Source organism: Coprococcus sp. RTP21428st1_C9_RTP21428_210409, from assembly GCF_040227395.1.
GTDB lineage: Bacteria > Bacillota > Clostridia > Lachnospirales > Lachnospiraceae > Coprococcus > Coprococcus aceti.
The window spans coordinates 1-13,490 of record NZ_JBEHVV010000074.1 but is presented as its reverse complement, the minus strand read 5'-3'; the positions used below and the strand labels follow the sequence as shown (position 1 = coordinate 13,490).

9 protein-coding genes, 1 tRNA gene and 1 pseudogene are annotated in these 13,490 nt (G+C 43.5%); 8 read left to right on the top strand and 3 right to left on the bottom strand.

What is annotated here, in order from left to right; genetic code table 11:
* From ABUA34_RS11935 to lysS, 5 genes and pseudogenes are all read left to right on the top strand, one after another.
* Window positions 1-943, top strand: a pseudogene (locus ABUA34_RS11935) (hypothetical protein); the annotation flags it as partial.
* Between the two features lie 17 nt (window positions 944-960).
* A complete protein-coding gene (locus tag ABUA34_RS11930; protein WP_349823375.1) occupies window positions 961-3,156 on the top strand; it encodes a fibronectin type III domain-containing protein in 2,196 nt (731 codons plus the stop codon).
* 178 nt (window positions 3,157-3,334) lie between these two features.
* Window positions 3,335-3,418 (top strand) — tRNA-Leu (locus ABUA34_RS11925).
* A gap of 77 nt (window positions 3,419-3,495) precedes the next feature.
* Complete coding sequence (gene greA, locus ABUA34_RS11920) at window positions 3,496-3,981, top strand: transcription elongation factor GreA (protein WP_015533707.1); 486 nt, start codon at window positions 3,496-3,498, stop codon at window positions 3,979-3,981.
* A 6-nt stretch (window positions 3,982-3,987) separates the two neighbouring features.
* Window positions 3,988-6,036 carry a lysine--tRNA ligase gene (gene lysS / locus ABUA34_RS11915; protein WP_055146672.1) on the top strand — a complete coding sequence of 683 codons (2,049 nt, stop codon included), beginning with the start codon at window positions 3,988-3,990 and terminating at the stop codon, window positions 6,034-6,036.
* A 329-nt stretch (window positions 6,037-6,365) separates the two neighbouring features.
* Here lysS and ABUA34_RS11910 read toward each other — a convergent pair whose 3' ends face one another.
* Window positions 6,366-7,262: an AraC family transcriptional regulator gene (locus tag ABUA34_RS11910; protein WP_004853409.1), complete on the bottom strand. Its 897-nt coding sequence runs from the start codon at window positions 7,260-7,262 to the stop codon at window positions 6,366-6,368.
* Between the two features lie 128 nt (window positions 7,263-7,390).
* Between ABUA34_RS11910 and ABUA34_RS11905 the strand changes: the two genes are divergently transcribed.
* Together ABUA34_RS11905 and ABUA34_RS11900 are read left to right on the top strand one after the other, a co-directional pair.
* Window positions 7,391-8,347 carry a glycoside hydrolase family 113 gene (locus tag ABUA34_RS11905; protein ID WP_161172069.1) on the top strand — a complete coding sequence of 319 codons (957 nt, stop codon included), beginning with the start codon at window positions 7,391-7,393 and terminating at the stop codon, window positions 8,345-8,347.
* The gene (locus tag ABUA34_RS11900; protein ID WP_055273148.1) at window positions 8,325-10,136 is read left to right on the top strand and encodes an ABC transporter ATP-binding protein; all 1,812 of its coding nucleotides are present in this window, start codon (window positions 8,325-8,327) and stop codon (window positions 10,134-10,136) included. Before ABUA34_RS11905 ends, ABUA34_RS11900 begins: the two co-directional genes overlap by 23 nt.
* A gap of 53 nt (window positions 10,137-10,189) precedes the next feature.
* Here ABUA34_RS11900 and ABUA34_RS11895 read toward each other — a convergent pair whose 3' ends face one another.
* Both ABUA34_RS11895 and ABUA34_RS11890 read right to left on the bottom strand, forming a co-directional pair.
* Window positions 10,190-10,408: an MATE family efflux transporter gene (locus ABUA34_RS11895; RefSeq protein WP_349823377.1), complete on the bottom strand. Its 219-nt coding sequence runs from the start codon at window positions 10,406-10,408 to the stop codon at window positions 10,190-10,192.
* Between the two features lie 11 nt (window positions 10,409-10,419).
* A complete protein-coding gene (locus ABUA34_RS11890; protein ID WP_055223073.1) occupies window positions 10,420-11,286 on the bottom strand; it encodes a helix-turn-helix domain-containing protein in 867 nt (288 codons plus the stop codon).
* Between the two features lie 360 nt (window positions 11,287-11,646).
* Between ABUA34_RS11890 and ABUA34_RS11885 the strand changes: the two genes are divergently transcribed.
* Window positions 11,647-13,490: glycoside hydrolase family 2 TIM barrel-domain containing protein (locus ABUA34_RS11885; protein ID WP_349823376.1), on the top strand; the 1,844-nt coding region annotated here is incomplete at its 3' end.

The window sequence follows — 13,490 nt, the reverse complement described above, 5'->3', positions numbered from 1 at the left end:
GATAAGGACAGTCAAGAAATCAGGAGCTGCCGTGAGATATGAGACGACAGATACATCTGAGAGGACCATGGGTTACACCAAGAGAGTCCAGGATCTGACTGCGGGAGCTGTATCTTCATCACTGAACGGCAGGAAGGATGTCCTGTCTGTAAGATATTCTCTCACATGGTACAGAGACTGGGGCGCATCAGGATATGTTATATCAGGCCTCAACAGCAGTACAGGCAAGATAGAGACCATCAAGAAGATAAAATCGGGAAAAAAGACATCATATACATTTACAAACACAAGTGCCAAGGGCAAGGAGCGCAAATACTCTCAGATATATGTGAGACCATATAAGGGAAAGGCAAGAGGCGAGGATAACACTCTGTGGAATTCAGAGATGCCAAGTGCAAAGCGTGTTAAGGCTGTAAAGAAGAGCACAACATCGACCAAGATAACATGGTCTGCTGTAAGCGGGGCAAAGGAATACTATGTATACAGAACTACAGAGCTCGGTGTACGCCAGTACATAGGATCGACAAAGGCAACTAACTTCACGGATGTGAACGTGACAGACGGAATGAAGTATACATACTCTGTTGTTGTAGGCACAGACTTTGGATTCAGCAGCGGATATGATTTGTATAGCAGTGACTATACACATAAGCTTGCATCACCGGCCATAACAAAGGTTGTAAACGGTTCCAAGGGTACAGCGACTGTAACATGGAAGAAGGTTACAAATGCAACCAGATACTATGTATATCGTTCAACCAGCAAGAATGGAACATACAAGCTGGTCGGCAAGACTGGAGCTACAAAGCTTTCATACATGAACAAGAAGCTCAAGAAGGGAACGACCTATTACTACAAGGTTGTGGCTTCAACAGTTAATGATGGAGGAAAGACAGTCAAGTCAGTTGCATCACATGCAAAGGGAATAAAGATCCGCAAATAGATGAAAAGGGGTAAACTATGAAGAATAGATTGATAAAGAAAGCTTTATGCGTGGCGCTTGCTTCAACCATGGTGTTTGGTGAGGCATTGCCAGCAATGGCAGCAGACGGCAGTGCAGATGTACAGTCCGCTCAGGCTGAGGTGGCGTTTGCTGAAGAAGCATCCATAACATATTTTAGTGTAGGAGGTCAGGATACCGTAAGCAGCGGTTCTGTACATATAAGTGCCGCGGGATATGGAACAGAGGCTGTTCTCTATGTAAATGGAGCATGGTATGACTCGTGGACAGACAGTGACTATGACGGAAGCTGGCATGTGGATACGGAATTCAGAGGAGTTGCCGGTGCGACATATCAGTTTAAGCTGGTAGTCAGTGATGACAATGGACAGACGGTGTCGCAGGAGTCGGGAAAGATATATTTTGAAGCACCTAAGTTCAGCCGCAGCAGGAAGCCTTCAGAATACGTATCATATTCTACGGGAGATACCGGATATAGAGAATTAGGTGGAGTATCTGTGTCGTTCCCATTTGACAGCTACGTACAGAATGATATCTGGTATGAGGTGTACAGATCCACAAAGCCATCAGGAGGCTTTACGAGGATTTTGTCAGGCGCCGGTTACATGTATGGAGCTTCTGAAGTGAGGTATTATGATAATAATGTAAAAGTAGGAAATACCTATTACTATATGGCGAAGATAGTAACCGGAACTGACTCATACAATAAGACATCCAGGGTTGTAGAGACATCAGCCGTTGCAAAGGTGGACTGCAGGCTTGGAACAGCGGAGCTTTCAGTCGATAGAGGCGCAAAGGGTGCTGATATAACGGTAAGCGATTACGGCGCTGCTAACCAGTTCGATCTGTACCGTTCAACTTCAAAGACAAAGGGCTTTAAGAAGATAAAGACGATATACACACCGGAGTATACAGATACAACAGTTAAGGCTGGAAAGACATACTACTACAAGGTAGTTCCAAAGTATTATGATGCCTCTACCAGAGCGGTTTCAAAGGGAACTGCAAGTGAGGTCCGCGGCGTAAAGATACTCATGGGTACCACAGAGCTCACAGCGGTTCAGAACACAAAGAGCTCAGTAAAGCTCACATGGGATAAGGCAGCCGGAGCAAATATGTATGAAGTCTGGTATATGAGATCCGATATATCGGGAGACAGATATAAGAGAGCTGTTGCGACAAAGGGAACATCATGCACCATCAAGGGACTTGCATCTGGCGCTGAGTATTCATTCAAGCTTAAGAGCCAGAGTGTTTCAGGCGGAAAGGTCATTTGTGAGAACGTGACATACAAATGGCTCCAGACCGGATACACAGAGAGCGTGAGAGAGCTCGAGGCTGTCTCATCCACGGTATCTGCAAGCAAAGACAAGAAAAACCTGACGATATACACCAATCTCAAGTGGAACAGAGTCTGGGGAGCTTCAGGCTACAAGATATTTGCGAGAAATAACTACACAAATAAGCTTGAGCAGGTTGCAGTGATCAAATCTGCAGCCAGAAATACATACAAGTTCAAGAATACAGGAAGCAGCAGTAAGGGTATTAAGTATTACTCTGCATACGTAGTGCCATACAAGGGTAAGAAGCAGGGCGAGATGACATCCGTCAGCGTCAACTATATCCCTCTTGCTAAGAATGTAAAGGCTGTGAGAAAGTCCACATCCGAGGTCAGAGTTACATGGTCAGCGGTGCCTGGTGCAGATTCTTACACAGTATACAGAATGAACCCTGTTCTCGGCACAACCCAGTGGCTGGGACAGACAACGTCAACAAACTTCAGTGACCGCAAGCTCACGACCAAGCTTGAGTATACATATTTTATACAGCCATCGACAATTGTCAGCGGGGTTAACTGCAGCATTGACTATGAAGTTGCAAAGCAGTATAAGGCAGTGTATACACATGCTGTAGGTACACCAAAGATGTCAGGTGCATCTAACACCGGAGCCAAGAAGATCACAGTAAAGTGGAGTAGTGTTACAGGAGCGAAGAACTACGTAGTATATCGCGCAACAAAGAAGAATGGTAAGTACTCTAAGATCGGTACAACATCATCATGCAGCTTTACAGACAAGAAGGCTGCAAAGGGCAAGACATACTATTACAAGGTCGCTGCAGTGGCAGTTAACGACGGTGGATGTGCTGCTCAGTCAGCATACTCCAAGACCGCCAGTGCCAAGAGCAAAAAGTAATGGCATATGTTAGGTAATAACAAGCAGTAGATATATTTGCGGGAAAACATATATACATGCATGGAAATGTGGTAGATATGTTTTCCCTTTTTTGTGGGAAAATGCTTGCGGAAATGCAAAAAAAGTGGTTGACATACCAATGCAAACAGTATATTATATTAACGTTCGTTGTGAACATGCGGAAGTGGCGGAATTGGCAGACGCGCAGGCTTCAGGTGCCTGTGGTAGCAATACCGTGTGGGTTCAAGTCCCATCTTCCGCATTTTTTTATACCATAGTATGCGGAAATGCTGAGCTGTGGAGTCAATAATTTATGATATTTAGGAGGTATGTGCGGCAATGGCAGAGAAGAAGAATGTGGTTACTTATTCAGGTCTCAAGAAGATAGAGGAAGAGCTTCAGAATCTGAAGGTTAATAAACGTAGAGAGATCGCAGCTAAGATCAAAGAGGCCAGAGAACAGGGAGATCTGTCAGAGAATGCAGAGTACGATGCAGCCAAGGACGAGCAGAGAGACATCGAGGCAAGAATCGAGCAGCTTGAGGCCATGCTCAAGAATATAGAAGTAGTCGACGAAGATGAGGTCGATACAGGAGTTGTAGGTATCGGATGTAAGGTAGTTGTATATGACTACGAGTTCGATGAGAAGATCGAGTACGATATCGTTGGTTCATCACAGGCGGATATCATGAACAACAAGATCTCAGATGAGTCACCTGTTGGAATGGCACTCAAGGGTGCAAAGGTTGGCGAGGAGGTTCTGGTGGAGGCACCGGACGGAGAGTTTAAGTACAGGGTACTTGATATTAAGAGACAGGAGCTGTAAGAGAAGATGGCAGAGCAGAATAACAAGGGAAAAGATCAGGATCTTAATAAGCTGCAGATGGTGCGCCGCGAGAAGCTGGCAGACCTTCAGGCGGCAGGCAAGGATCCATTTGTCATAACAAAGTATGATGTGCAGCAGCACAGCGCAGATGTGAAGGAGATGTACACAGCACATGAGGCAGAGCTTCTGGCTGGTAGACAGACACCTTCAGTTGAGGACCTTGAAGAGGCAGAGAAGAGAGAAGTTTTAAACAACGATTACAATGAGAGAAGAGCCATAATGGATGCTTCACCTATCAATGTGAGTATCGCAGGACGTATGATGTTCAAGCGTGTCATGGGTAAGGCTTCTTTCTGTAACATTCAGGATCTTAAGGGCAACATTCAGGTGTATGTTGCAAGAGATCAGATCGGTGAGGAGTCATACGCTGACTTCAAGAAGTCAGATATCGGTGATATATATGGAGTTAAGGGATATGCATTCAGAACAAAGACTGGTGAGATATCCATACATGCAGAGGAGATCACACTTCTCTCTAAGTCACTCCAGATCCTTCCTGAGAAGTTCCACGGACTGACAGATACAGATATGAGATATCGTCAGAGATATGTGGATCTCATCATGAACCAGGACAGCAAGGAAGTATTTATCAAGAGATCACAGATATTAAAGGAGATCCGTAACTTCCTGGCAGGACGTGACTTCATGGAGGTTGAGACACCTATGCTGGTCAGCAATGCCGGTGGTGCCGCAGCCAGACCATTTGAGACACATTACAATGCACTCAATGAGGATGTAAAGCTCCGTATATCACTTGAGCTCTACCTGAAGAGACTTATCGTCGGCGGTCTTGAGAGAGTATACGAGATCGGACGAGTATTCCGTAACGAGGGTGTTGACACACGTCACAACCCTGAGTTCACTCTGATGGAGCTGTACCAGGCATACACAGATTACTATGGTATGATGGAGCTCACAGAGTCCATGTTCCGTTACCTAGCAGAGAAGGTATGCGGAAGCACCAAGATCTCATACAACGGAATCGAGATCGACTTTGGCAAGCCATTTGAGCGTCTGACTATGGTTGACGCTATCAAGAAATATACAGGTGTTGATTTTGACCAGGTTGCTGATGACGCTGAGGCGAAGAAGATCGCTGACGAGCATCACGTAGAGTACGAGGAGCGCCACAAGAAGGGCGACATCGTGAACCTGTTCTTCGAGGAGTTCTGTGAGGAGAAGCTGATCCAGCCTACATTCATCATGGATCATCCGATCGAGATCTCACCACTTACGAAGAAGAAGCCTTCAGACCCTACAAAGGTTGAGCGTTTCGAGCTCTTCATCAACACATGGGAGATGTGTAACGCTTACTCAGAGCTGAACGATCCTATCGATCAGCGTGAGAGATTTGCCGCTCAGGATGCGAATGCCGCAGCCGGAGATGACGAGGCTGAGCACACAGATGAGGATTTCCTCAATGCGCTTGAGATCGGTATGCCTCCAACAGGCGGTATCGGTTATGGTATAGACAGACTGGTTATGCTCCTTACAGATTCACAGGCGATCAGAGATGTTCTTCTGTTCCCGACTATGAAGAGTGAGGGTGGTTCAGATTCTGATTCAGTATCTGAGACAGCCGGTGACAACAACGGATTCTTCACACCAAACGAGAAGATCGATTTCTCCAAGGTAGATATAGAGCCACTTTTTGCTGATGAGGTTGATTTCGAGACATTTTCAAGATCAGACTTCAGAGCGGTAAAGGTTAAGGAATGTTCAGCAGTGCCAAAGAGCAAGAAGCTCCTTCAGTTCACACTGGATGACGGCACAGGCACAGACAGAACCATCCTCTCAGGAATCCATGCATTCTATGAGCCAGAGGAGTTAGTCGGCAAGACACTTATTGCAATAACAAACCTTCCACCTAGAAAGATGATGGGAATCGATTCATGCGGTATGCTTCTTTCAGCTATCCATGAGGAAGAGGGCGAGGAGAAGCTTCACCTTCTGATGGTTGACAACCATATTCCTGCAGGTGCGAAGCTCTATTAAGATGAGAAAACTGAGCCTTGCGGCGGTGTGCGCTTGCGAACACCGACATAAGGCGAAAAACACACGGAGACGTCAGTCGACGTGATGTAAAGATGTACCGTTTTACCAAATAGACGGGACATACTTCATTTGATAAAAATGAAAAACAGCGATTTACATCAAAATTACATCATTTGATGCAGAAATCGGTGTAAGTAAGAAAAAATTGTATGATTAGTACGATGAATGGGCAATTCCAATTGGAATTGCCCATTTTTGAAAAGAGGAAAAATATGAATATTAAGGTATATCTTGGTGCAAACGAAGGTAATAATCCCTCTGCAATTTCTTTACTTCCGTGATACAAAATCAAAACTTTTCTCCTTCATCCTATACTTCCTCGGTGTCACTCCATACTTCTGTTTAAACGCCTTGATAAAATGGCTGCAGTCACAAAATCCTGTCTCCTGGCTGATATAAGTTAGGTCAAAATCTGTGAATTGCAATAAGTCCTCCGCTTTTTGCAGTCTTACCGTGAGAATCATCTCCTTGCAGGTCTGTCCATAGTACTCCTTGAATATTGCGGCAAAATACGAATAACTCATATGAAATTTTTCTGCCAGCTCCGCCACCGAGAGATCTTCCTGGTAGTGCTGTGAAATGTACTCAGATACCTCTGTAAATTTTTCGCTTAATACAGTTTCCTTTTTCCTTTTTTTTATCTGAAAGCCTTCCTGCTTCCAGATACGAAGAATTTCTGCCATAAGAAGACAATAATTCGAATGCATAATAATGTCATAACCAAATTGCTTTTCTTCTAACGCCTTCACTGATCCCTGAATCAGCTGCTTCATTTTTTCCTGATTAAATTTCTCTTTCGAAAAATAAACCGATAGCTTCTGCTCCACTGCGGCCATGGCGATCAGACTCGAAATCGATGGAAGTGCTGAACCGGATATATTCAGATGTGCCGGATCGAATTTCAGGACATAGTAACGGATTGGAAGCTGTCCTGTTGAATAAATTGCATGAGCCATCTGTGGATAAAATACGATCAGATCTCCCGGTTCCAATACATAATTCTCTTCTCCTGCCTCTACATACGCCTTTCCCTCCACCATGTAAAGAATCTCCACAAAATAATGCCAATGTGGAAGAATTGGGAACATCTCAGATGTCTGTGCATCAAATAAAAAGGCTTCATATGGTTTGTTTAATTTGTCTAAACATTCAAAATAAGGTTTCACAGATTATCTCCATCATAGATTTTTACAATTTTGTAATAGATTCATTATATCATATCTTTTTTCTACATGATATACTTCCAGCAGAAAATAGAACTATATAATTCGAAAGACAGGAGGTTTTTACCAAAATGAAAATTCAAAATCAACTTGGATATATTAAAGGAATTACATTTGCCCCATTTCACAAACGTGGTTCTCTTTCTACACAGACTGCCCGTGACAGTTTTGATTATATGATAGAACACACTGCTGCTGATTTCGTAATCCTTGCTCCTGTAGGGCTACAGGACCACGCACACTCAGAAGAGATCTGTTACACTTCCAGTGCCACATTCTCAGATGAAGAATTAATCAATATGATCCGCTATGCAAAAAGCAAGCGCATCCGTGTTGCCTTGAAACCTACCGTTAATTGTAAAAATGGTGTCTGGCGTGCTTACATCAGTTTCTTTGAAAAAGATGTTCCATGTGAACCGAAATGGGAAAACTGGTTTGCCTCTTACACAGAATTCCAGACACACTATGCCAAAATTGCAGAAGCCGAACAATGTGATCTTTTTATTGCAGGATGTGAGATGGTAATGACGGAACACCGCAGTGAAGAATGGAGAAACGTAATCGCTGCGATCCGAAACTATTACCACGGACCTGTTTCCTATAATACCGATAAATATCAGGAAGAAAATGTAACCTGGTGGGACTGTGTCGACATGATTTCTTCCAGCGGATATTATCCGATTGATCAGTGGGAACAGGAACTTGACCGTATTGAAAAAGTCGTTCAGAAATTCAAGAAACCATTTTTCTTCGCCGAAGCAGGATGCATGTCCAGAAAAGGATCCTCACTGGTGCCTAACAACTGGGCAATTCAGGGAGATTTACGTCTGGAGGAACAGCCAGACTGGTATCGTGCTATGTTTGAGGCCTGTGCAAAGCGCTCATGGGTCAATGGTTTTGCCATGTGGGAATGGGCTCCGGTTCTTCCGTCCAGAAGTATTGCATCAAGAGATACCAGCTACGAAATCTGCAACAAACCGATACAGGAGGTTATTAAAGACTACTATGGGAGAGACACAAGAAAATAACATACAACAAACTTCAGAACAGGATCTCTGGCAGGAAGAAGCTGCCATGATGCACATCTTCAGCCGGAACAGAAAAAATAACCTGCGCACGCTTCTTTCTCTTTTCAAGGGACACTATGGCGCGCTGGTTGGTTCCATTTTCTTTTTCATTATCAAGCATTCCCCAACCTGGGTTCTTCCAATCGTCACAGCTAATATTATCAATGCAGTGACAGACCACAACGGGAATATTACCAAAATTCTGATTCTGAATACCATCCTTATGATTGCATTTCTGGTACAGAACATACCAACCAACTACATCCATACCTGGCTCTATGCTAAAACGGTACGAACAGTAGAGAAAGAACTGCGAGAAGCCCTAGTCTGCAAGCTTCAGCAATTGTCGATTACCTATCACAAGGAAATGCAGTCCGGAAGGCTTCAGTCGAAGATCATGCGAGATGTAGAACAGATACAAAATCTTGCATCTCAGATTTTTATCTCTCTTTTGACTATCATTCTGAACATTGGTGTATCCTTCGGAGTGGTCATCTTCAAAAGTCGGATCGTATTTCTTTTCTTCCTCTGCACGATACCGGTTTCTGTTTTGATCATTGTTGGTTTTAAAGGAAAAATCAAAAACCATAACCGTGCTTTCCGTAAAGAAATGGAAGAAACTTCTGCAAAAGTAATGGAAATGGTTGAAATGATTCCTGTAACTAAAGCTCACGCTCTGGAAGATCAGGAAGCCCGTAAAATGAGTGAACAGCTTCGTAAAGTTGCTGAAAAAGGGCTTCAGCTTGATATGATTCAGACATACTTTTCTTCAATCAGCTGGGTTGCATTTCAGATCTTTCAGGTATTCTGTCTTGCATTTACAGCCTACATTGCATGGAAAGGAATCATCGGTGTCGGAGATATCACCTTATACCAGACTTATTTTTCCAGCATCGTCGCTCAGATTGCAAGTATTGTGACTTTGCTGCCAATCATTGCGAAAGGCCTGGAATCCGTTGAATCGATTGGTGATGTGCTTTGTGCAAATGATATTGAGGACAACTGTAGGAAGAAAAAAGTAGTTGATCTGAAAGGTGAGATTACATTTCAGGATGTATCTTTTACTTATAAAGGCAATGAAAAACCGGTATTAAGTCATCTGAACTTCAAGATTCAGCCGGGGGAAACAGTTGCCTTTGCCGGTGGTTCCGGCTCTGGAAAAACAACAATCCTCAATCTTGCCATCGGTTTCCTGAAAGCTGACAGCGGACAGGTATTGGTTGATGGAAATGACCTGATGGAACTGGATCTGCACAGCTACCGAAAGCAGATTGCCGTCGTTCCACAACAGTCCATTCTCTTCACCGGAACTCTCCGCGAGAATATCACCTATGGATCTGAATCTATCTCCGAGGAACAGTTATGGAATGTCATACGTGCAGCCAACCTGGAAGAAGTTGTCCAGAAACTGCCTGATGGTCTGGACACGATGATCACAGAACATGGGGAAAATCTTTCTGGCGGACAACGGCAGCGCATCTCCATTGCCCGTGCATTTTTACGGAATCCGAAGATCCTGATTCTGGATGAGGCAACTTCTGCGCTTGACAGCATCTCTGAAAAGAAGATTCAGGATTCAATCCAGAAACTTGTGAAAGGACGTACCACACTGATCGTAGCCCACCGTCTGTCTACCATTCGCAATGCTGACCGGATTGCTGTGATTGAAAAAGGAAATGTTCTGGAATGTGGCTCTTACGAAGAATTGCTAGAGAAAAAAGGCGCATTTTATCGGATGGAGAAAATGTAAAAAATCATTAGGATATTTGAGTCCTATAGAGTACAGACATAGACTTGGATTGGTCACTTATATAGTCCAAGAAAATGTCCGCACCCTCCACTCATCACATATATGGAGTTAGCAATCGCAGTTTTCACTTCTTCTTCTTTTTTTGCACCAAAACAGTTAGAAACGATTACGCCTATGCCGGAGGAAAGTCCCATACATAATGAGAAAAATAAGAAACTTATCATGCCTACAGAACCAACAGCTCCATAATAGTAGTTATTCCTATTATAGATGGGCTTTAGTTTTATATTTCCGACTTTCTGGTTTTCCGATATTCCCTCGGAGAAAATCCCTTCAGCTTATGAAATAATCGGCTGAAATAGAGCTGGTTATCGTAGCCTACAATCTTAGATATTTCATTGATGGAATAGTTGGTTGTCTCAAGCAAGACCTGTGCGTTGTTGACACGGAGCGCAACAATAAACTGCATAGGAGTAGAACCCGTGAACTTCTTGAAGCTTCGTATGAACCAACTGACGCTCATCCCCTTGGATGTCGCATACTCTTCTATATTGATATCACGGTTATAATTTTCGTTAAAATATGTCATGGCGGTATCCATCTCGTGGTCGAGATATTCATTTTTTAAAACTTGCTCTCTGGTAAGCTCACGTTGGAATATGATCAGAAGATGACGGAGCAATAATGTGAGCATTTCTTCGTAGTTATCCTGACAACGTTGTAATTCTATAATAATTCTCTTAAATATACGCTCATATTCCATGGATGTACCAACCGGGAATATTCTCTCGTTATCTGGGAAACCATATTTTCTTAGGATATTTTTTACATCACTTCCAGTAAAATGAATCCAGTAGACTTCTGTCTTATCTTCCCCATAGTATTCATATTTCTGAAGCTCTTTTGGACGGAATATGACAATGTTACCAGCGGGAACAATTGTTTCGTTATCAACAGTATCAAAATGAAAATGTCCGCATCCGGCTGCAATATATATAATCTGAAAATCAACACGTCCTCTTGGGCGATAGGTTGGCATCTTTGGGTGCTCAGACAAACGATAGATTCCGCAGCTACCGACAATCAGTGGTCGGCTTTTATCCTTAAAATCCATATGTGAATGTTTCAAATAACCGGTGTTCATGTACATAGGGCAGCACTCCTTTCACTCGATACAATAATCACGATTTCTTCGTTCTTCGAACTCTCGAAATCGTGCCAGCCATGCGCACTCCGGACTATCGTCCTGCGTGCTTATGACTGTTTACCTATCAAATAGAAAAGTGTCCGATGTTGCAAGCAGTTCGTCCACTTTTCTGCTTGATGGGATTATTGTATCATTTTGTGCATATTTTGTCCATTCTAGTTTATAGACATAAGAAATGGATTAAGGTAATATAAATCTAACAAAAGCGAGAAGGAAAAAAAGCAGACAGTAAGAAGAAAACTGTTTGCAGGGTTACAAGCAACAAAAAAGTGTATAAACTGTATGAATGAAGGAGGATTATTTATGATCGTGCCACGTTACTATGAGGACTTAAGTGTATTACATGACAATACGATGCCGGCGAGAGCTTATTACATGCCGGCTTCCAAGCGGATGGATGACCTGGTAGAGCACAGAGAGCTGTCAGACAGAATGCAGCTATTGAATGGTACATGGAAGTTTCAGTATTTTGACAGCATCTATGATATGAAGGATGCCTTTTATGAGGATGGTTATTCGGTTGAGGGCTTTGATGAGATCAAAGTTCCGAGTGTATGGCAGATGGCAGGTTATGATACACACCAATACACAAATATCCGTTACCCATTTCCGTTTGATCCGCCATATGTGCCACAGGATATTCCATGTGGAGCTTATGTGCATACCTTTGACTATGCAAAGGATGCTGCAGCACCAAAGGCATATCTTAACTTTGAAGGTGTGGATAGCTGCTTTTATGTATGGTTAAACGGCACCTATGTAGGCTACAGTCAAGTGAGCCACATGACCAGTGAGTTTGATGTGACAGACGTATTGCGGGAAGGAGAGAACCGGATTTCCGTGCTTGTGATGAAGTGGTGCGACGGTTCGTACCTTGAAGATCAGGACAAGTTCCGTATGAGCGGAATCTTCCGTGATGTGTATCTCTTAAAACGTCCGGAAAAGGGAATCCGTGATTATCGCATTACAACACAATTAGATTCAGACATTGCAAGGATAAATCTTACAGCAGCATTTTACGAGCCGACAGAGGTTCGGGTAAAGCTCGAGGATAAGAATGGAGCAGTTGTTTCCGAGGGTGTTATTTCCGAGAGTGGAGAAGCGACTTTTGAGATTGTAGATTATACACTCTGGAATACAGAGAATCCGTATCTGTATACGATTATTCTGGAGACGGAGCAGGAGGTAATCGTAGACCATATAGCACTCCGCAAGATCGAGATCAAGAATCAGGTAATCTACTTAAATGGACAGAAGATTAAATTCCGTGGTGTGAACCGCCATGACTCCGATCCGGTCACCGGATTTACAATTAGCATGGAGCAGATCAAGACAGACCTTACCCTGATGAAGCAGCACAACTTCAATGCCATTCGTTCCAGCCATTATCCAAATGCACCATTTTTCTATGAAATGTGCGACCGCTATGGATTTATGGTGATTGACGAGGCAGATATCGAAGCACACGGACCATTTATGCTGTATCGAAAAGAGGATACGGATTACAACCGCTTTAAGCGTTGGAATGAGAAAATAGCAGATGATCCGGTATGGGAAGCTGCGATTGTTGACCGTGTGAAGCTGATGGTGGAGCGTGACAAGAACCGGTTCTGTATCGTGATGTGGTCTATGGGAAATGAAAGCGCTTATGGCTGCAATTTTGAGAAGGCACTGGCATGGACAAAGAAGTTCGATTCGGAGCGGATCACGCAGTATGAGAGTGCCAGATACCGCAATTACGATGTAACCTATGATTACGAGAATCTGGACTTATACAGCCGTATGTATCCGGCACTTACTGAGATAGAGGAATATTTGGAAAAGGATGGCAGCAAACCATTCCTTCTGGTGGAATACTGCCACAGTATGGGAAATGGTCCCGGAGATTTTGAAGATTATTTCCAGATGATACAGGCAGAGGATAAGATGTGCGGCGGTTTCGTGTGGGAGTGGTGCGATCATGCAATCGCCCATGGTGTAGCCGAAAACGGCAAGACGGTCTATGCCTATGGCGGCGATCATGGCGAAGTAATCCATGACAGCAACTTCTGTATGGATGGTCTGGTATATCCGGACAGAAGGATACACACCGGACTTTTGGAGTACAAGAATGTATACCGACCGGCAAGAGTAGTATCGTATGATGC